The sequence below is a fragment of the Streptomyces sp. NPDC051569 genome (assembly GCF_044454085.1).
Taxonomy (GTDB): Bacteria; Actinomycetota; Actinomycetes; order Streptomycetales; family Streptomycetaceae; genus Streptomyces.
This window is the reverse complement of sequence record NZ_JBITDJ010000004.1, coordinates 171,383-197,922: the sequence shown is the minus strand read 5'-3', so window position 1 is coordinate 197,922 and position 26,540 is coordinate 171,383. Positions and strand designations below refer to the sequence as shown.

Here is a 26,540-nt window from a genome sequence, read left to right as displayed (position 1 = left end):
AATCTTCATACCGTGAAGCCATGAACCACACGCCACGCTTGCGCACCGTTCTCAGCTGCACCCTGCTGGTCGTGTCCCTCGGGGCGGGCGCGACCGCGTGCGGTGCCGACAGCCACCCGCTCGCCTCCCGGCCCCACGACGCCACGGGACAGGTCGCCTTCAGCGCGCCCGGCGGCAGCACCAAGGTCGATCTGGACAAGCCCCTGGAGGTCACCGCCAAGGGGGGCGACGACCGGATCACCGACGTCACCGCCATGGACACGGCAGGCCACCACCTGGCCGGTGAACTCACCGCCGACGGCACGCGCTGGCACTCCACGGCCCCGCTGGCGGCCGGCGCCCGGTACACCGTCAGGGTGGCCACCGAGGACGAGGACGGCGCGCCCGGCGCCCGGACCATCACCTTCGACACCGCCGCCGCCAAGAAGACCCTCAAGGTCGAATTCGGCCCGGAGGCGGGCAAGTACGGTGTCGGACAGCCCATCACGGCCAAGCTCAGCGCGCCGGTGAAGTCGAAGCAGGACAGGGCCGTCGTCGAGGGAGCCCTGAAGGTCCGCTCCACGCCGGTCGTGGACGGCGCCTGGCACTGGGTGGACGACAAGGAGCTGCACTTCCGCCCCAAGGAGTACTGGCCGGCGAACGGGACCATCACCGCGACGAGCAACCTCGAAGGAATGAAGGTCGGCAACCAGTTGTACGGCGGCGCCGCCAAGCCGCTCAAGCTGACCACCGGGGACCGGGTGGAGGCCGTCGCCGACGCCGAATCGCACTACATGACGGTCCTGCGCAACGGCGAGGAGATCAACAGCATCCCGGTGACGACGGGCAAGCCCGGTTTCTCGACCCGCAACGGCATCAAGGTCGTGCTGGGCAAGGAGGAGTTCGTACGGATGCGCGGCACCAGCATCGGCATCGCCGAAGGCAGCAGTGACTCGTACGATCTGCCCGTTTACTGGGCCACCAGGGTGACGTGGAGCGGTGAGTATGTTCACGCCGCGCCGTGGTCCGTCGGCTCACAGGGGTCCGCGAACGTCAGCCACGGGTGCATCGGCATGTCCACCAGTAACGCCGAATGGTTCTACGACACCGTGCGTCAGGGTGACATCGTGAAAGTCGTCAACAGCGAAGGCGACACGATGGAGGACTTCGGCAACGGCTTCGGAGACTGGAACCTGAGCTGGGCCAAATGGCGCAAGGGCAGCGTCCTGCAGGCGGGGACCCGGGACGGCAGCGGCCCCGCCGACGCGGCACGGCTCCGTCCCGAGGTCTGAAGGCGCCCCTGGGCCCCCGGAAAGGCCCAGGGCCCCGGCCGGGCTCCGCTCAGCGCCGCCGGTCCGCCCATCAGGCCCGCACGGTCCCCCTCAGGCCCCCACGGCCAGCCTGGCGCGCAGCAGCGCCGCCAGGGCGTCCGCGAAACCGACCGGTTCGACCGGAAGGGTCACCGCGGCGTCCGCACGGCTCCAGGTGGCCAGCCAGGCGTCCTGCGGGCGGCCGATCAGCAGCAGCACGGGCGGGCAGTTGAAGACCTCGTCCTTGATCTGCCTGCAGACGCCCATGCCGCCCGCCGGGACCGACTCGCCGTCCAGCACGCAGACATCGATGCCGCCCCTGTCCAGGTGCTTCAGTACCGCGGGCAGGGTGGCGCACTCCAGGAACTCGACCGGCGGTACGTCGGCGGCCGGCCTGCGTCCCGCTGCCAGCCGCACCTGCTCGCGGGTGTTCGCGTCGTCGCTGTAGACCAGCACCGTGGCGGTCGGCTGCATTGTTCCTCCGTGACATCAGTGTCTGCGAGGGCTTCAGGGCTTCATTGCCATGAACCGATGCGCGGATGCTACTCCGTCGGACACCGTGTCAGCACGGTTAATGACACCCCTTCACTGGGCCGTTCGGGCTGGACACACCCCATGGACACACCGAACGGCACCCCCCGAGGTGAGGGCGGGATAAGCGACCGACATAATGTCGGTCGTGGCGACAGCAACGACAGTAGAAACCGGGCACGCGCACCCGTCGGTCAATCGGCCGAACCTCACCAGCGTCGGAACCATCATTTGGCTGAGTTCCGAGCTGATGTTCTTCGCGGCCCTCTTCGCGATGTACTTCACCCTGCGATCGGTGATGGGTGCGGCCCACTGGAAGGAAGTGGCCTCGCACCTGAACGTCCCGTTCTCGGCGACGAACACCACCATCCTGGTGCTCTCCTCACTCACCTGTCAGCTCGGCGTATTCGCCGCCGAGCGAGGCGACGTGAAGAAGCTCCGGGCGTGGTTCGTGGTCACGTTCGTGATGGGTGCGATCTTCATCGGCGGTCAGATCTTCGAGTACACCGAGCTGGTCAGGGAGGACGGCCTCTCGCTGTCCTCGGACCCGTACGGCTCGGTGTTCTATCTGACCACCGGCTTCCATGGTCTGCATGTGACAGGTGGTCTGATCGCGTTCCTGTTCGTTCTCGGCAGGACGTACGCGGCCAAGAGATTCACTCATGAGCAGGCGACAGCCGCCATCGTCGTGTCCTACTACTGGCACTTCGTCGATGTCGTCTGGATCGGCCTCTTCGCCACGATCTACTTGATCAAGTAGCCGGGCACCGCGCCCGAAGCGCTCACAGTCCAGAAGCACCGACGCTGAAGATCCTGACACCGGGGTAATCCGTGAAAAAGCTCTCCGCACGACGACGCCACCCGTTGGCGGCGCTCGTCGTCCTACTCCTCGCGCTGGCGGCCACCGGGGGGCTGTACGCCGCGTTCGCGCCCGCGGGCACGGCGCAGGCCGACGAGACCGCCCAGTCCCTCGCCATCGAGGAGGGCAAGAAGCTCTACTCCGTCGGCTGCGCCAGCTGCCACGGAACCGGCGGTCAGGGAACCACTGACGGCCCGAGCCTGGTCGGCGTCGGCGCAGCCGCCGTGGACTTCCAGGTCGGCACCGGCCGTATGCCCGCCCAGCAGCCCGGCGCGCAGGTGCCGAAGAAGAAGGTCATCTACAACCAGAAGGAGATCGACCAGCTCGCCGCGTACGTCGCGTCGCTCGGTGCCGGTCCGATCATCCCGACCGAGCAGCAGTACAGCCCCGACGGCGCCGACATCGCCAAGGGCGGCGACCTGTTCCGTACCAACTGCACCCAGTGCCACAACTTCACCGGCGAGGGCGGCGCACTCACCCACGGGAAGTTCGCCCCCGGCCTTGAGGGCGTCAGCCCGAAGCACCTGTACGAGGCCATGCAGACCGGCCCGCAGAACATGCCTTCGTTCCCCGACAGCACCCTGCCGGAGCAGCAGAAGAAGGACATCATCGCCTACGTCAAGGCGGTGAACGGAGACCAGACCGAGAGCCCCGGCGGGCTCAAGCTGGGCGGCCTGGGCCCGGTCAGCGAGGGCTTGTTCGCCTGGATCTTCGGTCTGGGTGCTTTGATCGCAGTTGCCATCTGGGTCGCGGCCCACACCGCTAAGGCCAAGAAGTCATGAGTAGCCAAGAGAATCCAGAAGAGAACCTGCCGCACGAGCAGGGCGCCGGACACAGCCAGGTGCGGCGAGCGGGCGACCCGTTCGCCGACCCGGGCCTGCCGGCCCACCAGCCGCGGATCCAGGACATCGACGAGCGCGCGGCCAAGCGGTCCGAGCGCGTGGTCGCCTTCCTGTTCCTGCTGTCGATGGTGGCGACCGTCGCCTTCATCGCCTCGTTCGTGGCGTTCCCGGTCGACAAGAGCGTCTTCATCTGGCCCATCGGCCACGTCAGCATCCTGCACTTCTCGCTGGGTGTGACGCTGGGTATCGCCCTCTTCTGCATCGGTGCCGGCGCGGTCCACTGGGCCCGCACCCTGATGTCGGACGTGGAGACCCCCGCCGAGCGCCACCCGATCGAGGCGCCGCCCGAGGTCAAGGCGCAGGTCCTGGCGGACTTCGCGGCGGGCGCGGCCGAGTCCGGCTTCGGCCGGCGCAAGCTGATCCGCAACACGATGTTCGGCGCGCTGGCGCTGGTGCCGCTCTCCGGTGTGGTGCTGCTGCGCGACCTCGGCCCGCTGCCCGAGAAGAAGCTCCGCTCGACCCTGTGGGCGAAGGGCAAGGTGCTCATCAACATGAACACCGATGAGCCCCTGCGTCCCGAGGACGTCATCGTGGGCTCGCTGACCTTCGCCATGCCCGAGGGGCTGCACGAGGACAGCGAGGAGTTCCAGAAGGAGATCGCCAAGGCGGCCCTGATGATCGTCCGTATCCAGCCGGACGAGATCAAGGACAAGCGCGAGCTCGAATGGTCCCACCAGGGGATCGTGGCGTTCTCGAAGATCTGTACCCACGTCGGCTGCCCGATCAGCCTGTACGAGCAGCAGACGCACCACGTGCTCTGCCCGTGCCACCAGTCCACCTTCGACCTCTCCGACGGCGCCCGCGTCATCTTCGGCCCGGCCGGTCACGCTCTTCCGCAGCTGCGGATCGGCGTGAACGCTGAGGGCAACCTCGAAGCGCTCGGCGACTTCGACGAGCCCGTCGGCCCTGCCTTCTGGGAGCGCGGATGAGTACCGCTGACAAAAACAACCGCAAGGCACCTGCCGGTGAGCGGGTCGCCGACTGGGCGGACGGCCGGCTCGGCATCTACGGCCTGGCCAAGGCCAACATGCGGAAGATCTTCCCGGACCACTGGTCCTTCATGCTCGGTGAGATCTGCCTCTACAGCTTCATCATCATCATCCTCACGGGTGTGTATCTGACGCTGTTCTTCCACCCCTCGATGAACGAGGTCGTGTACCACGGCGGTTACGTCCCGCTCCAGGGCGTGCGGATGTCGGAGGCGTTCTCCTCCACGCTCGACATCAGCTTCGACGTCCGTGGCGGTCTGCTCATCCGGCAGATCCACCACTGGGGCGCGCTGATCTTCGTCGCGGCGATGATCGTGCACATGATGCGCGTGTTCTTCACCGGCGCGTTCCGCAAGCCGCGTGAGATCAACTGGATCTTCGGCTTCCTGCTGCTCGTCCTGGGCATGTTCACCGGCTTCACCGGCTACTCGCTCCCGGACGACCTGCTCTCCGGCACCGGTGTCCGCTTCATGCAGGGCGCGATCCTGTCCGTACCGATCGTGGGTACGTACCTGTCGATGTTCCTGTTCGGCGGGGAGTTCCCCGGCGGCGACTTCGTGGCCCGGTTCTACTCGGTCCACATCCTGCTGCTGCCCGGCATCATGATGGGCCTGCTGGTGGGCCACCTGATCCTGGTCTTCTACCACAAGCACACCCAGTTCGCGGGCCCCGGCCGGACGAACAACAACGTCGTGGGCATGCCGCTGCTGCCGGTCTACATGGCGAAGGCCGGAGGCTTCTTCTTCCTGGTCTTCGGCATCATCTCGGTGGTCGCGGCGATCGCCACGATCAACCCGATCTGGGCGATCGGCCCGTACCGCCCGGACCAGGTGTCCACCGGTGCGCAGCCCGACTGGTACATGGGCTTCTCCGAAGGCCTCATCCGTGTCATGCCGGGCTGGGAGATCAACTTCGGGGGCCACACCCTCGTCCTGGGTGTCTTCATCCCGCTGATCATCTTCCCGCTGGTGCTGGCCGCGATCGCGGTCTACCCGTTCATCGAGTCCTGGGTCACCGGGGACAAGCGCGAGCACCACATCCTGGACCGCCCGCGCAACGCCCCGACCCGTACCGCTTTCGGTATGGCCTGGCTGACCTGGTACTTCATCCTGCTGGTCGGCGGCGGCAACGACATCTGGGCGACGCACTTCCACCTCTCGATCAACGCGATCACCTGGGTGGTCCGGATCGGGTTCTTCGTCGCACCGGTCATCGCCTTCGTCGTCACCAAGCGGATCTGCATGGGTCTGCAGCGGCGCGACGCCGAGAAGGTGCTGCACGGACGCGAGTCCGGCGTCATCAAGCGGCTGCCGCACGGTGAGTTCGTCGAGGTGCACACGCCGCTCGACCAGGGCGACCTGTACAAGCTCACGGCGCACGACCAGTACGAGCCCGCCGAGATCGGCCCCGAGGTCGACGAGAACGGGGTCGCCCGCAAGGTCAACCCCGCCGAGAAGCTCCGTACGAAGCTCAGCAAGAGCTACTACGGCGAGGGGAACCAGATCCCCAAGCCCTCCGCCGAGGAGTACAACGAGATCACGAGCGGCCACGGCCACCACTGATCCCGCCCGGCCGCCGGCGGTCGTCACCACCGAGGGCCCCGGCCCGGTATCCCGCGAGGGAACCGGCCGGGGCCCTCGGCGTACCCGGTCCTGCGCGCCGGGGTACGCCGATAGGCTTGCGGCGGGCCGCACAAGGTCACGCACCCGTCACCGGACACCCAGGAGCGAGCATGAGCGCTGTTACCCCCGTCGGAGGCGACACCGTGGCGGCCCGCACCTGGCCGGGCGTACTGAACCCCCTGCTGCGCGGCGAGAACCTGACCACGGACGACACCGCGTGGGCCATGGACCGCATCATGAGCGGCGAGGCCACCGACGCGCAGATCGCCGGTTTCGCGGTCGCGCTGCGGGCGAAGGGGGAGACCGTCGACGAGGTCTCCGGGCTGGTCCGCACCATGTACGAGCACGCCAACACGATCGAGGTGCCGGGCCGCACGGTCGACATCGTCGGGACCGGCGGTGATCTCGCCAAGACCGTCAACATCTCCACCATGTCGGCGATCGTGGTGGCCGGCACCGGCGCCAAGGTCGTCAAGCACGGCAACCGCGCTGCCTCCTCGGCGAGCGGTGCCTCGGACGTCCTGGAGAAGCTCGGCGTCAATCTGGAGCTGACGCCCCGGCGGGTCGTCGAGGTCGCGGAGGAGGCGGGGATCACCTTCTGCTTCGCGGTGAAGTTCCACCCCGCCCTGCGGTACGCGGCCAAGGCCCGTAAAGAGCTCGGCGCGCAGACCACGTTCAACATCCTCGGCCCGCTCACCAACCCGGCCCGGGTACGGTCCCAGGCCGTCGGCGTGGCGGATGCGCGGATGGCGCCCATCGTGGCCGGAGTGCTCGCGGGCCGGGGCAACTCGTCGCTGGTCTTCCGGGGCGACGACGGGCTCGACGAACTGACCACCACCGCCACCTCACGGGTCTGGATGGTCCGGGACGGCAAGGTGACCGAGGTAGCTTTCGACCCCCGGGACGTCGGCCTGGAGCTGGTGCCGGTCGAGGCGCTGCGCGGTGCGGACGCCTCGTACAACGCGGATGTCGCGCGCCGGCTGCTGGCCGGGGAGACCGGCCCCGTACGGGACGCCGTGCTGCTCAACTCGGCGGCGGCGCTGGCGGCGCTGGATCCGACCGGCGACTCGCTGGAGCTCCAGCTCGCGGCCGGGATCGCCCGGGCGGCCGAGTCCATCGACTCAGGGGCGGCGAAGCGCGCCCTGGAGCGCTGGGTCGCGGCGAGCAACAGGTAGCCGAGGTCAGGTGCGCCCCGCCGGCGGTGGGGCGCACCGGGCGGTCTCCCGTGCCCTGAGTCCCGTTCTCCTGAGCCCCGTTCTCCCGCGTCCCGTCGTCTGCGTCCCGTCTCCCGTGTTCCGTCTCCCGCGTCCCGTCTTCTGTGTCCCGTATCGCGGACACCACTTCGGGGCGCCTCACCCCCTGTGCCATACTCTCGGCCAAGGTCATGAGTGACAGCGATTAAGGCCCCGGCTCGCTGTCCGGCAACCCTCCGTCCGTGGCGGGGTGCCCCGGGTGAAGACCAGGCCGTGGGCAGCAAGGCTCACGGCAAGCGCGGACCCCTGCAACCTCTGGGGTCCTGGTCCTCAAGGGAGCAGTCTCGTGAGCAAGCGAATGTGCTAGGGCTGTCAGCCCTCTTCTTCAGCCCACCTCCGCACGGTGATCTCCGTGTGTCGAGGCATTCCCCGCATCGGCCCTGAGCGCCTGGTTCCGTGACGTCGTCCGTCGTGTCGTCGTCCGTCGTGCTGCCGTGGCGTCGTGCCGCCGTGCGGGTCCTTGAAGCCGTTCCGACTTGTCCTGCCGGGAGAAACCGCCATGTCCGCATACCCGCACGCCGCCGCCACGACCGTCCAGCCCGCCGAAGCGGCCGAGTCCGCCGACATCCCCGCCTGTGCCGCGCCGCTGCCGGTGCTCGGGCGCGATGTCACCGTCCCCCTCGTCACCGGCGGCGAGGTCACCTATGCCGCGCTCGACTACGCGGCCAGCGCCCCGGCCCTCCAGCGGGTGTGGGACGACGTCGCCGCGTACGCCCCGTACTACGGCAGCGTGCACCGGGGCGCCGGGTATCTCTCGCAGCTGTCCACCGACCTCTTCGAGAACAGCCGCGCGGTGGTCGCGGAGTTCCTCGGCTGCCGCCCCGGTGACCAGGTCGTCTTCACCCGCTCGACCACCGACTCACTGAACCTGCTGGCCGCCGTGGTCCCGGCCGGCTGCGAGGTGTTCGTCTTCGAGACCGAGCACCACGCGTCGCTGCTGCCCTGGCGGGACGCCCGGGTGACCTACCTGAACGCGCCCCGCACCCCCGCCGAGGCCGTCGCCACGCTGGAGCGGGCGCTCGCCGGGCGGGATCCGAAGGCCCCGGCGCTGGTCTGTGTCACCGGCGCCTCCAACGTCACCGGTGAGCTGTGGCCGGTACGGGAGCTGGCCGCCGCCGCACACGCGCGGGGCGCCCGGATCGTCCTCGACGCCGCGCAGCTCGCGCCGCACCACCCGGTGGACATCGCCGCTCTCGACGTCGACTGGGTCGCCTTCTCCGGGCACAAGCTGTACGCGCCGTTCGGCTCCGGGGTGCTCGCGGGCCGGGCCGACTGGCTCGGTGACGCGGAGCCGTACCTCGCCGGCGGCGGCGCCAGCCGGAAGGTGGTCCGGCGCGCGGACGGCGGGGTGGATGTCGACTGGCACACCACGAGCGCCCGTCACGAGGCCGGTTCGCCCAACGTCATCGGGGTGTACGCGATCGCCTCGGCCTGCAAGGCCCTCACCGAGGCCGGCTTCGACGCCCTGGCCGCCCGTGAGCAGCGGCTCGTCGGACGGGTGCGCGCCGGTCTCGCCGGGGTTCCCGAGGTCCGGGTGCTCTCGCTGTTCGGCGACGACGCCCCCCGGGTGGGCGTCCTGTCCTTCGTGGTCGAGGGGTGGAACAGCTCGCACTTCGCCGCCGCGCTGTCGGCGGAGTACGGCATCGGCGTCCGGGACGGTCTCTTCTGCGCCCACCCGCTGCTGCGGACCCTGCTGGACAGCGACCCGGGGGAGGCGGGGGAGTGCGGCGCCCCGGAGGCCGAGCCGGGCGAGCGCTCGCTCAACGCCATCCGGGTCAGCTTCGGCGCCGGCACACCGGACGAGCACGTGGAGCGTTTCGTCCGCGCGGTGACGGAGCTGGTGCGCGAGGGTGCGCGCTGGAACTACCGCACGGAGGACGGCCGTTGCGTCCCCGACCGGGACGGCGCGGCGGCCTGACCCGTGACCGGGAAGGCGGCGGCCCGACCCGCAAGCGGCAAGGCGGCCCGAGGGCCTGTCCGGGATCTTCGCCGGACGGGTCTCAGGCGTCGAGCCCGATGGCGAAGGCCGCTTCGAGGTCGTGCTGCGAGTAGGTGCGGAACGCCACATGCGTGTCGGTGGCCTCGACCCCCGCGATCTTGCTGATCCGGCCGGGAATGACATCCGCCAGATCGTCGTGCTTGGCCACCCGCACCATGGCGATGAGGTCGTACGTGCCGGTGACCGAGTAGACCTCGCTGACGCTGTCCAGCGCGGCGATCGACTCGGCGATCTCCGGGATCCGGTCCACGCTGGTCTTGATGAGCACGATCGCGGTGATCACGGTTGGCGTTCTCCCTCGGTGGCCCCGGTTTGGATCCTCACTCTAGCGCTACGCCAGTACCGCGCCCCGGCGTAGAGGAAGCCGGCGCCGAAGCCCACCAGATGCGCGAGATAGGCGACCCCGGGCCCGGCACCCGCGCCGCGCGCCGCCAGCCACTGGAGCACGAACCAGAAGATCAGCACGATCCAGGCGGGGAAGCGCAGCGGCAGGAAGAGGAGGAACGGGAAGACGCTGGTGACGCGCGCCCGGGGAAAGAGGTAGAGGAAGGCGCCGAGGACCCCCGAGATCGCCCCCGACGCTCCCACCAGGGTCTGTTCCGACGTGGCGTTGGCCACGGCGTACGCGGACAGGGCGAGATAGCCGACGGCGAGGTAGAAGAGCGCGAACCGCAACCGGCCCATGCGTTCCTCGGTCATCGCCCCGAAGACGTAGAGGAAGAGCATGTTGCCCAGCAGATGAAGCCAACTGCCGTGGACGAAGAGCGCGGTCAGGGGGGTGAGGAGGGCGCGCGGGGAACCGGTCGTCAACTCGCCCGGGATGACACCCCACCGTTCGAAATACGCGCTCTGCGCGGCCAGGAGGGCGTCGCCTCTCCCGAACGCCGGATTGAAGCCCGACAGCGGGCTGACCAGGAAAGCCAGACAGCAGAGGCCGATCAGTCCGTAGGTCACCACCGGTCCGCCGGCCGTCGTCCGCGTATTGATCACGGACAGAGCATGGCTTACCCGGACCGAACGGCACGGAGTGCCTCGCCGCCCCGTGGGGTACCCGTGAGGCCGTAGGGTTACGAGGAGTACATCCGCCAGTTCGAGGGCGTACGGCGGGAAGCCGCACGAGGGACGACGAAAGAGGACCGCGACGATGACGACGGTGCCCCAGCCGACGGACGCCACGCGATGGCGCTGCACCCTGTGCGGGAATCTCACGCGCTTCGACGTGACCCGGTCGTCGAAGGTCGTCGAGTACGTCCATCTGGACCTGGCCGGGGAACCGAACGTCGAGGAGCGCGAGGTGGTCAGTGAGACCATCGAGTCGGTGCGCTGCCGCTGGTGCAACGCGCTGGATCAGATCGAACTGGTGGACAGGCCGGGTGCCGGTTCCTGACGGAGCGGCCCAAAAAGGGTAGTGGGGTGACGGATCGTGGAGCAGCCCGCGAGCGGAGCTGAGCCGGCCGGTGCGGCCGGCGGTGACGCCGCCGAGGCGCTCGACCGCCCGCTCCCGGACGGGGTACGGCGCCGGGTCGTGGCGTTGGTCTCGGACGCCTTCGGCGGACTGACCGTCAGCGAACTGCCCGCGCAGCTACGGCAGTACGCCCGCTTCACGCCGAACAGGCGGTCGAAGTTCGCGGGCAACGCGATGGCCGCCGCGCTGGAGAGCGACCCGCTCTTCCGGCAGCGCATCGGGGAGCGGATCGGCCAGTCGCAGCCCGAGCTGGCCGCCGCTCTGGGGTCGGGATCGGCGCCCGCCGCGGCCGATCCTGTCGACGTGGCCGCCGCCGCGTACGTGCTGCGGCCCCCCGGATGGGTGAAGTTGGTGGCCGCCGCGGGCGAGGAGGCCCAGCGCGCGGACGCCGAGCGCGCCGACGAGGAGACCCGGCGCGAGGTGGAACGGCTGCGTGCGGAGCTGGTCGCGGCCCGGACCCAGACCAGGACGGAGACCGAACGGCTGCGCGCGGAGCTGGAGGCGGCCCGCAAGGAGGCCGAATCGCTCCAGCGCAAGCTGCGCAGCGCCCAGAGCGACATCAAGCGGGGCGAGGCCGCGCTGCGCCGTACGAGAGCGGAGTCCGAGGCGGTCAGAGCCGAGGCGGCCGCGCAGGTGTCGGCCGCCGAGAGCGAGACACGCCGGATCAGGGCACGGCTCGGCGAGGCGGAGTCGGCGGTCGAGGCGAGCCGCCGTTCCACCCGGGAGAGCCGTTCGGTCGAGGACATGCGGTTGCGGCTGCTGCTGGACACGGTGCTGGAGGCGGCGCAGGGGCTGCGGCGTGAGCTGGCCCTGCCGCCCGCCGCGAGCCGGCCCGCCGACACCGTCGACGCGGTCGAGCCGGGCCGGATGTCGCCCAAGGACATCGCGGCGCGCGCGCTCTCCGAGACCGATCCCGCGCTGCTTGACCAGTTGCTCGCGCTGCCGCAGGCGCACCTGGTCGTGGACGGCTACAACGTCACCAAGACCGGTTATCCGACGATGCCGCTGGAGAAGCAGCGGCTGCGGCTGCTCGGCGGACTCGCGATGCTCGCGGCGCAGACGGGCGCCGAGATGACCTGTGTCTTCGACGGTGCGGAGCTGGCGGCGCCGGTGTTGCTCGCGCCGCCACGCGGTGTTCGTGTGCTGTTCTCCAAACCAGGGGTGACCGCCGACGAGTTGATCCGTCAGCTGGTCAGGGCGGAGCCGGCGGGCCGGCCGCTCGTGGTGGTCTCCACCGACCGGGAGGTCGCGGACGGAGTGGCGCGGGCCGGGGCCAGGCCCGTCGCGTCCGCCTTGCTGCTGAAGCGGCTTTCGCGCGTCTAGCGCCGGTCGCGGCACCGGTGTGGTTCCCGGCGCACTGGCGCCGTTCCCGGCAGGCTTCGTCCCGGCGTCAGTGCCGCTTCCGGCAGGGTTCGCCCCGTCGCGATGTCCTTTCGGGGTAAACATCGCCAGTCGCGGCACTGGTCAACCGATGCGTGTAATGCCCCAATTGGCCGGTCGGTGGCGGAGCGCAGTGTCAAATGCCCATCACTGCCCGTATGGCGTCCGGAAATTGTGTTCTTCCTGACTGAGATTTTCCTCGTCAGGATTTGAACTGATCACAAGTAGGTCACTAAGGTCGGGGTTCGAACCTTCGCGCGGTAGATCACCCATCCGGGGTGGCAGCGAAGGAACCGCCGATTTCACGCAGTTCATCCCAGTTCGCGGGGGAGTCGAACGCGTGGAGCCGGGGCCCCGTCCCCATCTGGCCCGGTAGGCGGCTGAGGAAGAAGGAGCTCGCCTTCGTGGCGTCCCACCGTCGTCCCAAGCAGCCGAGCCGCGCCCGTGTGACCGTGCTCACCGCGACCGCCGCCGCTGCCGTCGCCCTGACCTCCCAGGCCGCTCACGCCGATCCGAAGCCGAGCAAGAGCGACGTCAAGGAGAAGGTCGACAAGCTCTACGAGGACGCGGAGAAGGCCACCGAGAAGTACAACGGGGCCAAGGAGCAGCAGGGCAAGCTCGAAAAGCAGGTCGACGCCCTCCAGGACAAGGTCGCCCGCGGCCAGGACGAGCTCAACGACCTGCGCGACGGCCTCGGTTCGATGGCCAGCGCCCAGTACCGCACCGGTGGCATCGACCCCGCCATCCAGCTCTTCCTCTCCTCGGATCCGGACAGCTACCTGGAGCGGGCGTCCACGCTCGACCAGGTCAGCGCCAAGCAGGCCGAGTCGCTCCAGCAGATCCAGGCGAAGCAGCGCTCCCTCGCGCAGCAGCGCAAGGAGGCGCAGGCGAAGGTCAAGGACCTCGCGGACACCCGCAAGGAACTCGGCCAGAAGAAGAAGGAAGTCCAGAGCAAGCTCGCCTCCGCGCAGAAGCTGCTCAACACGCTCACCGCGCAGGAGCGCGCCTCCCTCGAAGCCGCCGACGCGTCCCGCGCCAACCGGGGCTCGTCCTCCCGCGTGGAGCTCGGCAACGCCGTGCCCGCGTCGCAGCGCGCCTCCGCCGCGTTCGCCGCCGCCCAGAGCAAGATCGGCACGCCGTACGTCTACGGCGCCAGCGGCCCCAGCTCCTTCGACTGCTCCGGGCTGACCTCCTGGGCGTACGCGCAGGCCGGTGTCTCGATACCGCGCACCTCCGAGTCCCAGGCCAACGCGGGCCAGCGCCTCGGGATGAGCCAGCTCCAGCAGGGCGACCTGGTCATCTTCTACGGCGATTACCACCACGTCGGCTTCTACGCGGGCAACGGCCAGGTGCTGCACGCCCCCAAGCCGGGCGCCAGCGTGCGCTACGAGGCGATCGGCAACATGCCCTTCCAGTTCGGTGTACGCATCTGACGCCCATCCGGCACATACGGGACCACCTGTCGCTGACACCGCCCATTCGGGCGAATTCCGGCAACTCCCGCTGACCCCGCGCCCCGCCGATGACCTGTGGTCTCCGGCGGGGCGTCACTGTGTGTGCCCGGAAGGGTCGTTGGTCGCTCCGTAGTCGCCCGGCTACTGTCTGCCGCACGCGGCTCCGGCCATCGGTCCGCCCGTCGGGCGGCAGGGGCCGCGTGAGTGCGTACAGCGGAAGGGAGTGCGGCTTCCTGTGGTGTCCCATCGCCGTCCTTCACAGCCCGGCCCCACCCGGAGCGCCCGGGTGAGCGTCCTGTCCGCCGCGGCGGCCACGGCGGTCGCGGCTCTCGCGGCCGCCCCGGCGGGCGCCGAACCCCACGAGACGCCCGAGGCCGCCGCGGCCAGGGTGGATCAGCTGTACGAGCAGGCCGAAGAGGCCACCGAGCTGTACGACTCCGCCACCGAGCGCGCCGAGCGGCTGCGCACCCTGGTGGACCAGGCGCAGGACAGCGCGGCACGCGGCCAGGACCGGATCAACCGGATGCGCGGAGCGCTCGGCTCCGCCGCGAGCGCCCAGTACCGCACCGGCGGTATCGATCCGGGCCTCGCCCTGCTGCTCTCCTCGGACCCCGACAACTACCTCGACAAGGCGTCCGTCCTGAACCGGGCCGGGCAGCGCCAGTCCGGAGTCCTCCGGGAACTCCAGCAGGCTCAGCGCAAGCTGGGACGGGAACGTATGGAAGCCGCCCGCGACCTCACCGAACTGGAGCGCAGCCGGGCCGCCGTCACCCGCCACAAGCGCACCGTCGAACGCAAACTCGCCGAGGCGCGACGGCTGCTCCACTCCCTGCCCGCCGCCGACCGCGCCCCCTTCGGCCGGGCCTCCCGCTCGGGCCGCCAGGATCTGGCCCTGCCCACCGGCGGCGCCCCGGCCTCCTCGCGCGCCGCCGCCGCGGTGCTCGCGGCCCAGCGGGCCGTCGGACGGCCCTACGTATGGGGTGCCAACGGGCCGTCCGGCTTCGACTGTTCGGGGCTGACCCAGTGGTCGTACGCCCAGGCCGGCGTCGGACTGCCGCGCACCTCCCAGGCGCAGCGCGACGCCGGACACCGCGTCACACTCTCCGAGGCGCGGCCCGGCGATCTCGTGGCGTACCGCGACGACGCCAGCCACATCGGGATGTACGTGGGCAACGGCCAGGTGATCCACGCGCCCTACCCGGGTGCCAAGGTGCGCTACGACCCGGTCGGCATGATGCCCGTCTCCTCGGTCACCCGGGTCTGACCGCCGGGGCCGCTCGCCCCGCCGACCCCGTACGATCGGCCGGATGGCAGGTCAGAGGCGTACCGCGAGCGGACCCCGAGGCTCCGCGCGCCGACGTACGGCGGCGGGATGGCTCGCCGCCCTGCTGCTGGCGTCGGCCTGTACGGCTCCGGCGAAGGCCCCGGCCGCCGACACCGCCGCCGGGGACATCCGGCGGACCCTTGACCGCTGGGCGGCCGCCGTCCTGGACCGGGACGAGCAGGCGTATCTGGCGGTCCTCGACCCGTCGGCGGCGGCGCCGCGCGTCACGGAGCGTGCCGCATTCGAGAACCTCGCGGAGGTGCCGCTCAGCTCGTGGACGTACCGGGTCACCGACATCGAGCGCCCGGGATCCGGTCACCGGGCCCGGGTCCGCGCCGAGCTGCGCTACCGGATCGAGGGCTACGACAGCGCGCCCGTGCCGGTGCCCCGCACGCTGGAGCTGGCCGAGCGGGCCGGCCGCTGGTACGTGACGGCGGACCGGCCCGGCGAGGGCGGCGGCGAGCAGCTCTGGGAACAGGGCCGGGTACGGGTCGTACGCGGCGCCCGCAGCCTGGTCCTCGGCGTCGGGCAGGACACGGAGCGGCTGCGCGGGATCGCGGCGGACGCCGATCTGGCGGTACCCGCCGTGGACGGCGCCTGGCCCGGCCCGTGGGGCCGCCGGGTGGTCGTGCTGGTGCCGGGATCGCTGGACGCCCTGGGAAAGCTGCTGGGGGCGCCCGCCGGCGGTTACCGGGGGATCGCGGCGCTCACCACGGGCGGGGCCGGCGGGCCCGGAGCGGCCCCCGCCGACCGGATCATCGTCAACCCCGACGCGTACGCCACTCTCGGTGCCTTCGGGCAGCAGGTCGTCCTCACCCACGAGACCACCCATGTCGCGACCCGCGCGGCCACCTCGGCCGCCACCCCGGACTGGCTCTCGGAGGGCTTCGCGGACCGGGCCGCCTACCGCTCGACGGGCCGCGACGCCGGCGACATCGCGCCCGAACTCCAGCGCGCCGTCCGCCGGGGCGAGGTGCCCGCCGCCCTGCCGGCGGACGAGGACTTCGCCTTCAGCGGCGACGCCGACCGGCTGGCCCGCGCGTACGAGGGCGGCTGGCTGGCCTGCGAACTGATCGCCTCGCGGTGGGGCGAGCGGCGGCTCACCGATTTCTACCGCGCCGTGGGCGTCCACGGGGAGCGCCCGGGCGCCGTGGAGGACGCGATGAACGACGTCCTGGCCACGACACCGGAGGCCTTCACGGCGCGCTGGCGGACGTACCTGGTGGAGCGGCTGGGCTGACCGCCCCGGCCCGGTTCGCCGGCCGGTGCTCGCGGCTCCGGGGCCCGGACACCGTCCGCCGCCACAGCCGGTGGCAGGCGGTCAGGGCCGCCGCGACCAGCAGGCCGTTGCGCACGGCGAGCAGCAGGACCCCCAGCGGGTCGCCGATGACGACGTGGGTGAACAGCAGCGGGAATTCGAGCAGCGTCACGGCGGTGGCGGCCAGCACCAGCAGGGCCGGCCGGGCCATCCGGCTCGTCCGCAGGGTCAGGCAGACGGCGGCCAGGCCGACCAGCCACAGCAGGTACTGGGGGCTGATCACCCGGCTCGTGGTGGTGAACAGCAGCACCGCCGCGAACGCCGCGTCGCAGGGCGTGCCCGCGGTGAACGCGCGCGCCCGGAGCCGCCACAGCAGCAGCCAGCACAGCGCGAGCAGACTCAGTCCCAGCGCCGCCGCGCTGACCAGTGGCACGTACGGCCCGAGGAATTCCACCGACCCGTAGTGGAGCAGCACCCGGCCCTGCCAGCCGGTGTGCCGGGCCACCTGGAAGACCAGGCCGCCCAGTGACTCGATCTCGGTGCCCCGGTCGCGCTGGAAGGTGAGAAAGGCCAGAGCGCCCGGCAGCGTCGCGCAGCACACCGCGAGCAGCGCGGCGGCCGTCCCGGCGGCGCTCACCCATGAGCGGCGGGTGGCCCGGCCGCGTGGGGTGCCCAGCAGGAGCAGGACCGGCCAGACCTTCAGCAGCGCGCCGAGTCCGGCGAGCGCCCCCATCAGCCGGGGCCTGCGGACGCCCGCGAGGAGCGCGGCGACGGCGACCGCCGTCACCATCAGGTCGTAGCGCGCGTACGAGGTCGGGCCGAGCAGCGGCGCCCCCGCCACCCAAACCCACGCCCCCCGCCGGGACCCGCCGGGCCCCCGGCCCGCGCGCAGCAGCAGGACGAGGACCAGCGCGTCGCACAGGCACACCAGGGTGAAGAAGGCGGCGGCGTAGCCGAGGAACGGCAGGGCCGCCGGGGAGGCGATCGCGAGGGCCGCGCCGGGCGGGTACTGCCAGGTCACGTCCCGCAGCGGATACGTGCCGGCCCGCAGCACCTCGTACCAGCCCTGGTAGATCACCGAGACATCGACGGTGACGTCCGGGCCCGGGACCGTGACGGCCTTGACGGCGCAGAGCAGCAGCGCCGCCCTGGTGAGGGCCCACACCAGGGCGGCCGGGAGCCAGGCGCCGCGCGCCGCTGCCCGGGCCGCCCCGCGCCCGGCCGCTCCGACGGTCACTCCGCCCACGGCGGCGCCGCCCGGAGCCGTCCTGTCCAGGGCCGCCCCGCCCACGGCGGCGCCGCCCGGAGCCTCCTCGCCGCCGGCCTCCTCGCCCGTGACCATCCCGCTCATGACCATCCCGTCCGGTTCGTCCATGATTGCGAAAGTCATGATGCCGGGCGGGTCCCACCCTGAGCGACGAGGCGGGGCCGCCCGGTACTGTCTGCGGCGATGCACAAGACGCTGATCGTGACCAATGACTTCCCGCCCCGGCCCGGCGGCATCCAGGCGTTCCTGCACAACATGGCGCTGCGGCTGGACCCCGAACAGCTGGTCGTCTACGCGTCCACCTGGAAGCGCGGGCGCGAAGGCGCCGAGGCGACCGCCGCCTTCGACGCCGAGCAGCCCTTCACCGTCGTACGCGACCGTACGACGATGCTGCTGCCGACCCCGCGCGTCACCCGGCGGGCGGCGCGGCTGCTGCGGGAACACGGCTGTGAGTCCGTCTGGTTCGGGGCGGCGGCCCCGCTCGGGCTGATGGCGCCCGCCCTGCGTGCGGCGGGAGCCCGGCGCCTGGTCGCCACCAGCCACGGGCACGAGGCCGGCTGGGCGCAGCTGCCCGGGGCCCGGCAACTGCTGCGGCGCATCGGCGAGTCCACCGACACGATCACCTATCTCGGTGAGTACACCCGCTCCCGCATCGCGGCCGCGCTCACCCCCGAAGCCGCCGCGCGCATGGTGCAACTGCCGCCCGGGGTCGACGAGAAGACCTTCCACCCCGGCTCGGGCGGGCCCGCCGTCCGCGAGCGGCTCGGGCTGACCGGCCGGCCCGTCGTCGTCTGTGTGTCCCGGCTGGTGCCGCGCAAGGGCCAGGACACCCTGATCCTCGCGATGCCCGCGATCCTGGCCCGGGTCCCGGACGCGGTCCTGCTGATCGTCGGAGGCGGACCGTACGACCGGCAGTTGCGGAAGCTGGCACGGGAGACCGGGGTCGCCGGCTCCGTACGCTTCACCGGCGCCGTCCCCTGGGCCGAACTGCCCGCCCACTACGGCGCGGGCGATGTCTTCGCGATGCCCTGCCGCACCCGCCGGGGCGGCCTCGACGTGGAGGGTCTCGGCATCGTCTACCTGGAGGCGTCGGCGACCGGACTGCCGGTGGTCGCGGGTGACTCGGGGGGCGCCCCCGACGCCGTACTCGACGGCGGGACCGGCTGGGTCGTCCGGGGCGGGCCCTCCCGGGCCGCGGCGGCGGAGTCGGCCGAGCGGATCGTCACACTGCTCCAGGACCCGCGGCTGCGACGTCGCATGGGCGAGCGCGGCCGGGAGTGGGTCGAGGAGAAGTGGCGCTGGGACCTGCTCGCGGAGAAGCTCAGAACGCTGCTGTGAGCCGCCGGCCGGAGGGTCCGCCGGACCCGCCACGGGCAGCCCGGGCGGAACCCCGCGACGGTCCGGCGGACCTCCGCGACAGCCCGCCGGACCCGCCGCAGGGGCCCCGTCACGCCTGGTAGAGCGCCTCGATCTCGTCCGCGAAGTCCTTCGCGACCACATTGCGCTTGAGCTTCATCGACGGCGTGATGTGTCCGGCCTCTTCCGTGAACTGGGCCCCGAGCACGCGGAACTTCCGTACGGACTCCGCCTTGGACACCGCTGTGTTGCCCTCGTCGACCGCCCGCTGCACCTCGGCCAGCAGATCCGCGTCCCGGCGCAGGGCCGCCGCCGTCGACGCGGACGGCTTGCCGTGCTCCGCCGCCCAGCGCCCCAGGAACTCCTCGTCGAGCGTGATCAGCGCACCGACGAAGGGCCGCCCGTCGCCGACCACCATGCACTCCGCGACCAGCGCGTGCGCCCGGATACGGTCCTCGATCACGGCGGGGGCGACATTCTTGCCCCCGGCGGTCACCAGGATCTCCTTCTTCCGGCCGGTGATCGCCAGATAGCCGTCCTCGTCGAGCGTGCCGATGTCACCGGTGTGGAACCAGCCGTCGGCCAGCGCCTCGGCGGTCGCCTCCTCGTTGTTCCAGTACCCCGTGAACAGGTGCTCCCCGTGCAGCAGCACCTCGCCGTCGTCCGCGATCCGGATCACGGACCCCGGCAGCGGCTGCCCGACCGTGCCGATCTTCTGCCGGTCCCACGGGTTGAAGGCGCTGGCCCCGCAGGACTCGGTGAGGCCGTACCCCTCCAGCACCGTGAAGCCGATGCCCCGGTAGAAGTGCCCGAGCCGCTCGCCCAGCGGGGCGCCCCCGGAGATCGCGTACTCCCCGCGCCCGCCCAGCACCGCCCGCAGTTTGCGGTAGACGAGCCTGTCGAAGATCTTGTGCTGGATCCGCAGGCCGAGGGAGGGGCCCCGCACGGTGGACAGCGCGCGGCTGTACGCGATCGCGGTGTGTGCGGCCCGGTCGAAGATCCGGCCCTTGCCGTCGGCCTGGGCCTTGGCGCGCGCCGAGTTGTAGACCTTCTCGAAGACGCGCGGCACTCCGAGGATCAGCGTCGGCCGGAACGCGGCCAGTTCCGTGGTGAGGTCCTTGACGTCGGGTACGCAGCCGAGCTTGATCGGCGCCATCACGGCCGCCACCTCGACCAGCCGTCCGAAGACGTGCGCGGCGGGGAGGAAGAGCAGGACGGAGCACTCCCCGGTGCGGAAGAGGGGCCTCAGCCGTTCCACCGCGTTGCCGACCTCCGCGAAGAAGCTGCGGTGGGTCAGCACGCAGCCCTTGGGACGGCCGGTGGTCCCCGAGGTGTAGACGATCGTCGCCGGGTCGTCGGCCTTCGCGGACGCGGCGCGCTCGTCCACCGTGGCTTCCGTGACCTCCGCGCCCGCGGTGGTCAGCTCCTCGACGCCGCCCTGGTCGATCCGCCAGACGTCCCGCAACGTGGGCAGCCCCGGGCGCACCGACGCCACCGTGGCGGCGTGCGCCTCGCTCTCCACGATCACGGCGACCGCGCCGGAGTCGCCCAGGATCCACTGCACCTGCTCGGGCGAGCTGGTCTCGTACACCGGCACGGTGATCGCGCCGGCGCTCCAGATGGCGAAGTCCAGCAGCACCCACTCGAAGCGGGTACGGGACATCAGCGCGACCCGGTCGCCGGGCCGGATGCCCGCCGCGATCAGGCCCTTGGCCGCGGCCCGCACCTCGGCGAGGAACTGGGTGGCGGTGACATCCGTCCAGACACCGGCCACTTTGCGGCCGAGGACCGCCACATCGGGGTGCTGAGCGGCATTGCGGCGGATGAGATCCGTCAGATTGCCGTCCGAGGGGACCTCGTACAGGGCCGGAAGACTGAACTCGCGCAAGACTGCTGCTCCTCATCGGGCTCCGGCGCCAGGGCTCTGTGACGGGACGGTGACCGGACTGCTGTCGGGACTGCTGCGGGGCTGTTGCCGGGCCGCCGCCGGAGGTGAACGGACTGCCCGGACGTTACCCATCGGTACTGGCTCGGGTAGGGGGTTCGGACCGGATGTTCCCCCCGTCACACCTTTTGGCGGTACTTCGCGCACAGTAGTCCACACCTCTGACAGCGCGGAAGTAACCGCAGGTCCGGCTACCTCTACCGAATCTCCACCGGGTAAGGGGACGGCGCTGCTTTCGCGACACGCACGTCCTAGGGTGATCGGCATGCCAGGTATGCGAGTCAACGTGATCAGCGATGTGCACGGGAACGCGGCGGCTCTGCGGACGGCGGGTGACGGCGCCGACGCCCTCGTCTGCCTCGGCGATCTCGTCCTCTTCCTGGACTACGCGGATCACTCGCGCGGCATTTTTCCCGACCTCTTCGGCGCCGGGAACGCCGACCGCCTCGTGGAACTGCGCACCGCGCGCCGTTTCGACGAGGCCCGGGCCTTCGGCGCCGCGCTCTGGGAGAGCCTCGACCTGGACGGAGCCGGCAGTGGTGACAGGGGTGGCAGTGGTGACAGGGGTGACAGAGGTGGCAGGGATGGCAGGGCCGCCGCCATCGAGGACGCGGTGCGGCGCCAGTACGCCGAGATGTTCGCCGCCTTCCCCACCCCCACGTACGCCACCTACGGAAATGTCGACATCCCGGCGCTCTGGCCGGAGTACGCGGGCCCCGGCACCACCGTCCTCGACGGCGAACGCGTCGAGATCGGCGGCCGGGTCTTCGGCTTCGTCGGCGGCGGGCTGCGCACGCCCATGCGCACCCCGTACGAGATCTCCGACGAGGAGTACGCCGCCAAGGTGGAGGCGCTCGGCGAGGTCGACGTGCTCTGCTCGCACATCCCGCCCGACCTGCCCGAGCTGACGTACGACACCGTCGCCCGCCGCTTCGAACGCGGCAGCCGCGCCCTGCTGGACGCCATCCGCCGTACGAAACCGCGGTACGCCCTCTTCGGCCATGTCCACCAGCCGCTGGCCCGCCGGATCCGCGTCGGCGCCACGGAGTGCGTGAACGTCGGCCACTTCGCCTCGACCGGGCGGCCCTGGGTCCTGGAATGGTGACCGGCGCACTCGCGATAGCCTGCTCACCGCGTACCCAGCACCTGAGGAGCACGGCGATGGCGGAACACACCAGTTCGAGCATCACGATCGAGGCGGCACCGGCCGACGTCATGGGCGTGATCGCCGACTTCGCCCGCTACCCGGAGTGGACCGGCGAGGTGAAGGAGGCCGAGGTGCTCTCCACCGACGCCCAGGGCCGCGCCGAGCAGGTCCGGCTGGTGCTCGACGCCGGAGCGATCAAGGACGACCACACCCTCGCGTACACCTGGACCGACGACGAGGTCAGCTGGACGCTGGTGAAGTCCGCGATGCTGCGCTCCCTGGACGGCTCCTACCTCCTCGCGCCCGTCGGCACCGGCGGCGACCGCACCGAGGTCACCTACCGCCTCACCGTCGACGTCAAGATCCCGATGCTCGGCATGATCAAGCGCAAGGCGGAGAAGGTCATCATCGACCGCGCCCTCGCGGGCCTCAAGAAGCGCGTCGAGTCCGTCCCCGGAGCCTGACCCGCATGCGTACGGTTCTCGTCACCGGCCCCGGCGGCTCGGGCCGTACCACCATCGCCTCGGCCACCGCGCTGGCCGCCGCCCGGCGCGGCAGGCGCACCCTGCTGCTCTCCGCGGACCCCCTCGACGACCTCCTGGGCACCCCGGTGGGCCCGGAGCCCACCCGGGTACGGGACGGCCTGTGGGCCGCCCGCACGGACTCCGGCGAACACTTCCGCACCGAACTGCTCGTCTTCCAGGAACGGGCCGCCGCCGGACTCGAACTCCTCGGCGCCCGCCGACTGGAGGGCGAGGAACTCACCGAGCTGCCCGGCAGCGCGGAATTCGCCCTCCTGCACGGGCTGCGCGGGGCCGCCGCCGGCGACTGGGACGTCCTGGTCGTCGACATGCCGCCGCTGCGCGAGGCCCTCGCCGTACTCGCCCTGCCCGAGCAGCTGCGCCGCTACCTGCGCCGCCTGCTGCCCCAGGAACGGCAGGCCGCCCGCGCCCTGCGCCCGCTGATGGCCCAGCTCGCCGGGGTCCCGATGCCGTCGCAGTGGCTGTACGAGACCGCCGCCCGCCGGGACACCGACCTGGCCGCCCTCCAGTCGCTGATCGAGGACCGGACGACGACGCTGCGGCTGGTCGCGGAGCCCGGACCCGCCGCTGCCGCGGCCCTGCGCGCCGGCCGTACCGGAGCCGCGCTGTTCGGGCTGCGTGTCGACACCCTCGTACCGAACCGGATCCTGCCCCGGCACTCGGCCGACCCGTGGCTGGCGCCGCTGATCGCGCGGCAGCGCGCGTGCCTGGACGACTGGCACGAACAGTGGGCGCCGGGGACGGCGCTGCGGCCGGTGAACCACCTGGGCAGGGACCCGCGCGGCCTCGACGACCTCACCGAGCTGGACCGGGGCGGCGTCCCGGGCGACACCTCCGGGGAAGCACCCCGCGACACCTCCGGGGAAGCACCCCGCGACACCTCCGGGGAAGCACCCCGCGACACCTCCGGGGAAGCATCCCGCGACACCTCCGGAAGCGCCGGACTCGCCGCCGGACTCGACGACCGGGCGCCGGGACCCGCCCCCGACCCCTGGCGGGTCGAGGACCAGCGGACCGAGGACGGTCTGCTCGTCTGGTGCCTCCCGCTGCCCGGCGCGGTCAAGAGCGATGTGGGCCTCGTCCGCCGGAACGACGAACTCCTGCTCACCGTAGGACCGTTCCGCCGGATCGTTCCCCTGCCGTCCGCGCTGCGCCGCTGCACCGTCTCCGGGGCGGCCCTCACGGACGGGGAACTGCGCGTGCGCTTCACCCCCGACCCCGGGCTGTGGCCGCGTACGGACTGAACGTCCCGGGGCCCGCCGCGTACGGACTGAACGTCCCGGGGCCCTTCGGGTACCGTCGAAGGAGAGCACCCTTCCGCTGCCCATGGCGGAAGACCCGCTGCCACTGACGCGCAGGAGTACCCCATGAGCGATGCCAGCGAGCGTCCCGACGCCGACCCGGACGCCTGGGCCACGGCGGTGGCCGAGGACCTCGCGGAGGAGAAGGCCCGCCGCCGCGCCTCCTACGGCCCGCCGCCGGGCTCCGCCGCCGAGGAACTGCGCAAGCTCGTCGACGCCGTCGCCGACAAGGTCTCGTCCCTGCAGAACCCGATCTTCGGCATGGCCGCGCAGGGCGCCGTACAGCAGCTGATCGGCCAGGCCAAGGCCGCCGTGGAACCGGTCATCGAGCGCAACCCCGGTGTCTTTGATCACCTCGCCGCCGCGGGCAACGAGCTGCTGGCGGCGTACCGTTCGGCCGTCGAGGGCCAGGAGAGCCGCTGGACCCAGGGCGCCGACACCCCGCCGTCCACGGCCGGTTCGGCCGGAAACGAGTCAGCGGACCCGGACGCCCCACAGGCCACGGAGAAGCCCGGCGACCCCACGGATCCCCGGGACGAAGGGCCTGGCCCGGGCGGCCATATCGACCTGGACTGACGGGGGTACGCCTGCCCTCGGGTACGGTTGGGCCGTAGCGGGGCTCGACCGAAAACTGAGGGACACATGGGACTCACCATCGGCGTCGACATCGGCGGCACGAAGATCGCGGCCGGCGTGGTCGACGAAGAGGGCGCCATCCTGGAGACGCACAAGGTGGCGACCCCGCCGACCGCCGAAGGCATCGTCGACGCGATCTGCGCGGCTGTCTCCGGCGCCGGCGCGGGGCATCAGATCGAAGCCGTCGGCATCGGTGCCGCCGGCTACGTCGACGACAAGCGCGCCACCGTCCTCTTCGCGCCGAACATCAACTGGCGGCACGAACCGCTCAAGGACAAGGTCGAGCAGCGGGTCGGCCTGCCGGTCGTCGTGGAGAACGACGCCAACGCGGCCGCCTGGGGCGAGTACAAGTTCGGCGCCGGGCAGGGCCACGAGGACGTCATCTGCATCACGCTCGGCACGGGCCTGGGCGGCGGCATCATCATCGGCAACAAGCTGCGCCGTGGACGCTTCGGTGTGGCGGCCGAGTTCGGGCACATCCGGGTCGTGCCCGACGGTCTGCTGTGCGGCTGCGGCAGCCAGGGCTGCTGGGAGCAGTACGCCTCCGGGCGCGCCCTCGTCCGGTACGCGCGCCAGCGCGCCAACGCGACGCCGGAGAACGCCGAAGTGCTCCTCGGCCTCGGCGACGGCACGGCGGAGGGCATCGAAGGCCGGCACATCAGCGCGGCTGCCCGCGCCGGTGACCCGGTGGCCGTCGACTCCTTCCGGGAGCTGGCCCGTTGGGCCGGCGCGGGCCTGGCCGACCTGGCCTCGCTCTTCGACCCGTCCGCGTTCATCGTCGGCGGCGGCGTCTCGGACGAGGGCGAACTCGTCCTCGACCCGATCCGAAAGTCCTTCCGGCGCTGGCTGATCGGCGGCGAATGGCGTCCGCACGCCCAGGTCCTGGCGGCCCAACTGGGCGGCGAGGCCGGGCTGGTGGGAGCCGCCGACCTCGCCAGGCAGGGCTGACCGACCGCGACGGTGCCCGCCGCGCCCCGCGAGGGGTACGGCGGGCACCGCCATGTCCGGCGGGCGCGGCGAGGCAACGGCGGGCGCAGCGGGATCCGGTGGGCCCAGCCCGCTAAGGGCGGGCGCAGCCAGGTAACGGTGGGCCCAGCCCGCTAAGGGCGGGCGCAGCCAGGTAACGGCGGCCCCAGCCGGGTAAGGGCGGGGCGACGCTCCGGGCCGCCGTGCCGGGCCCCGGAGGGCGGCTCCCGTATCGTGAGGGCATGGCGATGCCCCCGCTGCCCGACTCCCGTACCGAGCCGGACGGTTCGGCCGTGATCCGGGTGCTCAGTTACAACATCCGCTCGATGCGCGACGACCGCGACGCGCTGGCCCGGGTGATCCGCGCCTGCGCACCCGATCTGGTCTTCATCCAGGAAGCGCCCCGGTTCTTCCGCTGGCGCAAGCCCGCCGCCCGGCTGGCGGCCCGTACCGGCCTCGTGGTGCTGAGCGGCGGAGCCCCCGCCGCCGGACCCATGCTGCTCTGTTCGATGCGCGCCACGGTGGAGCGCACCGAGGACATCCTGCTTCCGCTCACCCCCGGCCTGCACCGGCGCGGCTTCGCGACGGCGGTCGTACGGTTCGGGCGGGCCAGGGTCGGCCTGCTCAGTTGTCATCTGAGCCTGCGCGCCGATGAACGGTTCGCACAGGCGGGAATGGCACTCGACCAGCTGGACACCATGGACACGCCGAACGCGATCCTGGCCGGAGACCTGAACGAGCGGCCCACCGGCCCCGGTTTCCGGCTGCTCGCCGAGCGCCTCCAGGACTGCTGGACCGCCGAGCCCTGGGGGGACGAGTACACCTCGACGCCCGCGAACCCGCGTCAGCGCATCGACGCGGTCTTCGCCACCCGGGGGATCACGGTCCTCGGCTGCGGGGTCCCGCGCGGGCTGCCCGGCATCACCGAGGACGACATGAGGGCGGCCACGGATCACCTTCCGGTGCTGGCCGCCCTCCACGTGCCCGCGTCCTGAGCGACGCGCCCGCGTCCTGAGCGACGTGCCCGCGTCCTGAGCGACGCGCCCGCGTCCTGA

The 26,540-nt window shown here is 71.6% G+C and carries 24 protein-coding genes and 1 riboswitch; of the genes, 19 read left to right on the top strand and 5 right to left on the bottom strand.

The genetic code is table 11. The features are described from left to right. Positions 1–20: 20 nt before the first annotated feature. A complete protein-coding gene (locus ACIBAE_RS09100; protein ID WP_399283331.1) occupies positions 21–1,271 on the top strand; it encodes an Ig-like domain-containing protein in 1,251 nt (416 codons plus the stop codon). A 90-nt stretch (positions 1,272–1,361) separates the two neighbouring features. Here the strand turns inward: ACIBAE_RS09100 and ACIBAE_RS09095 are convergent, their stop codons facing one another. Then, positions 1,362–1,763, bottom strand: coding sequence for a hypothetical protein (locus tag ACIBAE_RS09095; protein ID WP_399283329.1), 402 nt, complete (start codon positions 1,761–1,763; stop codon positions 1,362–1,364). 196 nt (positions 1,764–1,959) lie between these two features. Here ACIBAE_RS09095 and ACIBAE_RS09090 point away from each other — a divergent pair, with 196 nt between their 5' ends. From ACIBAE_RS09090 to ACIBAE_RS09065, 6 genes are all read left to right on the top strand, one after another. Beyond that, the gene (locus tag ACIBAE_RS09090; RefSeq protein WP_399283328.1) at positions 1,960–2,580 is read left to right on the top strand and encodes a heme-copper oxidase subunit III; all 621 of its coding nucleotides are present in this window, start codon (positions 1,960–1,962) and stop codon (positions 2,578–2,580) included. A gap of 71 nt (positions 2,581–2,651) precedes the next feature. Further along, a complete protein-coding gene (locus ACIBAE_RS09085) occupies positions 2,652–3,461 on the top strand; it encodes a c-type cytochrome (protein ID WP_399283326.1) in 810 nt (269 codons plus the stop codon). Beyond that, positions 3,458–4,510, top strand: coding sequence for a Rieske 2Fe-2S domain-containing protein (locus ACIBAE_RS09080; RefSeq protein ID WP_399283324.1), 1,053 nt, complete (start codon positions 3,458–3,460; stop codon positions 4,508–4,510). The genes ACIBAE_RS09085 and ACIBAE_RS09080 overlap by 4 nt, the downstream gene beginning before the upstream one ends. Further along, on the top strand, positions 4,507–6,132 hold the full coding sequence (locus ACIBAE_RS09075) for a cytochrome bc complex cytochrome b subunit (RefSeq protein WP_399283323.1): 1,626 nt from the start codon (positions 4,507–4,509) through the stop codon (positions 6,130–6,132). Before ACIBAE_RS09080 ends, ACIBAE_RS09075 begins: the two co-directional genes overlap by 4 nt. Before the next feature lie 170 nt (positions 6,133–6,302). Continuing rightward, positions 6,303–7,367, top strand: a complete 1,065-nt coding sequence (trpD, locus tag ACIBAE_RS09070) for an anthranilate phosphoribosyltransferase (protein WP_399283321.1) — start codon at positions 6,303–6,305, stop codon at positions 7,365–7,367. A 205-nt stretch (positions 7,368–7,572) separates the two neighbouring features. Then, a riboswitch (SAM riboswitch) is annotated at positions 7,573–7,690 on the top strand. 254 nt (positions 7,691–7,944) lie between these two features. After that, positions 7,945–9,363 (top strand): aminotransferase class V-fold PLP-dependent enzyme, encoded by a 1,419-nt coding sequence (locus tag ACIBAE_RS09065; RefSeq protein ID WP_399283319.1) that lies wholly within the window; start codon positions 7,945–7,947, stop codon positions 9,361–9,363. An 82-nt stretch (positions 9,364–9,445) separates the two neighbouring features. Here the strand turns inward: ACIBAE_RS09065 and ACIBAE_RS09060 are convergent, their stop codons facing one another. Together ACIBAE_RS09060 and ACIBAE_RS09055 are read right to left on the bottom strand one after the other, a co-directional pair. Then, positions 9,446–9,727, bottom strand: a complete 282-nt coding sequence (locus ACIBAE_RS09060) for an Lrp/AsnC family transcriptional regulator (RefSeq protein WP_399283318.1) — start codon at positions 9,725–9,727, stop codon at positions 9,446–9,448. Continuing rightward, complete coding sequence (locus ACIBAE_RS09055) at positions 9,724–10,434, bottom strand: rhomboid family intramembrane serine protease (protein WP_399283316.1); 711 nt, start codon at positions 10,432–10,434, stop codon at positions 9,724–9,726. Before ACIBAE_RS09055 ends, ACIBAE_RS09060 begins: the two co-directional genes overlap by 4 nt. Positions 10,435–10,588: 154 nt before the next feature. Between ACIBAE_RS09055 and ACIBAE_RS09050 the strand changes: the two genes are divergently transcribed. From ACIBAE_RS09050 to ACIBAE_RS09030, 5 genes are all read left to right on the top strand, one after another. Further along, the gene (locus tag ACIBAE_RS09050) at positions 10,589–10,831 is read left to right on the top strand and encodes a hypothetical protein (protein ID WP_399283315.1); all 243 of its coding nucleotides are present in this window, start codon (positions 10,589–10,591) and stop codon (positions 10,829–10,831) included. 36 nt (positions 10,832–10,867) lie between these two features. Next, positions 10,868–12,232 carry an NYN domain-containing protein gene (locus tag ACIBAE_RS09045; protein WP_399283313.1) on the top strand — a complete coding sequence of 455 codons (1,365 nt, stop codon included), beginning with the start codon at positions 10,868–10,870 and terminating at the stop codon, positions 12,230–12,232. 461 nt (positions 12,233–12,693) lie between these two features. After that, the gene (locus ACIBAE_RS09040) at positions 12,694–13,722 is read left to right on the top strand and encodes an NlpC/P60 family protein (RefSeq protein ID WP_399283311.1); all 1,029 of its coding nucleotides are present in this window, start codon (positions 12,694–12,696) and stop codon (positions 13,720–13,722) included. A gap of 256 nt (positions 13,723–13,978) precedes the next feature. After that, entirely contained in the window at positions 13,979–15,007 is a 1,029-nt protein-coding gene (locus ACIBAE_RS09035) for an NlpC/P60 family protein (RefSeq protein WP_399283309.1), read from the top strand. A 43-nt stretch (positions 15,008–15,050) separates the two neighbouring features. Further along, on the top strand, positions 15,051–16,307 hold the full coding sequence (locus ACIBAE_RS09030; RefSeq protein WP_399283307.1) for a hypothetical protein: 1,257 nt from the start codon (positions 15,051–15,053) through the stop codon (positions 16,305–16,307). On the opposite strand, the gene ACIBAE_RS09025 is transcribed toward ACIBAE_RS09030, so the two are convergent. Further along, complete coding sequence (locus tag ACIBAE_RS09025) at positions 16,264–17,700, bottom strand: glycosyltransferase 87 family protein (RefSeq protein WP_399283306.1); 1,437 nt, start codon at positions 17,698–17,700, stop codon at positions 16,264–16,266. The two genes, ACIBAE_RS09030 and ACIBAE_RS09025, sit on opposite strands and share 44 nt — an antisense overlap. A 75-nt stretch (positions 17,701–17,775) precedes the next feature. Between ACIBAE_RS09025 and ACIBAE_RS09020 the strand changes: the two genes are divergently transcribed. Further along, on the top strand, positions 17,776–18,930 hold the full coding sequence (locus tag ACIBAE_RS09020; protein WP_399283304.1) for a glycosyltransferase family 4 protein: 1,155 nt from the start codon (positions 17,776–17,778) through the stop codon (positions 18,928–18,930). A gap of 109 nt (positions 18,931–19,039) precedes the next feature. On the opposite strand, the gene ACIBAE_RS09015 is transcribed toward ACIBAE_RS09020, so the two are convergent. Further along, positions 19,040–20,836, bottom strand: coding sequence for an AMP-dependent synthetase/ligase (locus ACIBAE_RS09015; protein ID WP_399283302.1), 1,797 nt, complete (start codon positions 20,834–20,836; stop codon positions 19,040–19,042). Between the two features lie 331 nt (positions 20,837–21,167). Here ACIBAE_RS09015 and ACIBAE_RS09010 point away from each other — a divergent pair, with 331 nt between their 5' ends. The 6 genes from ACIBAE_RS09010 to ACIBAE_RS08985 all read left to right on the top strand — a co-directional run bounded on the left by ACIBAE_RS09010 (position 21,168) and on the right by ACIBAE_RS08985 (position 26,480). Further along, complete coding sequence (locus ACIBAE_RS09010) at positions 21,168–21,998, top strand: metallophosphoesterase (protein WP_399283787.1); 831 nt, start codon at positions 21,168–21,170, stop codon at positions 21,996–21,998. Between the two features lie 56 nt (positions 21,999–22,054). Continuing rightward, entirely contained in the window at positions 22,055–22,504 is a 450-nt protein-coding gene (locus ACIBAE_RS09005; RefSeq protein ID WP_399283301.1) for an SRPBCC family protein, read from the top strand. A 5-nt stretch (positions 22,505–22,509) separates the two neighbouring features. Continuing rightward, positions 22,510–23,826, top strand: coding sequence for an ArsA family ATPase (locus ACIBAE_RS09000; RefSeq protein WP_399283300.1), 1,317 nt, complete (start codon positions 22,510–22,512; stop codon positions 23,824–23,826). 123 nt (positions 23,827–23,949) lie between these two features. Next, a complete protein-coding gene (locus tag ACIBAE_RS08995) occupies positions 23,950–24,459 on the top strand; it encodes a DUF5304 domain-containing protein (RefSeq protein WP_399283298.1) in 510 nt (169 codons plus the stop codon). Between the two features lie 66 nt (positions 24,460–24,525). Then, positions 24,526–25,467: an ROK family glucokinase gene (locus ACIBAE_RS08990; RefSeq protein WP_399283297.1), complete on the top strand. Its 942-nt coding sequence runs from the start codon at positions 24,526–24,528 to the stop codon at positions 25,465–25,467. Positions 25,468–25,727: 260 nt separating this feature from the next. After that, the gene (locus ACIBAE_RS08985; RefSeq protein ID WP_399283295.1) at positions 25,728–26,480 is read left to right on the top strand and encodes an endonuclease/exonuclease/phosphatase family protein; all 753 of its coding nucleotides are present in this window, start codon (positions 25,728–25,730) and stop codon (positions 26,478–26,480) included. Positions 26,481–26,540 lie beyond the last annotated feature (60 nt).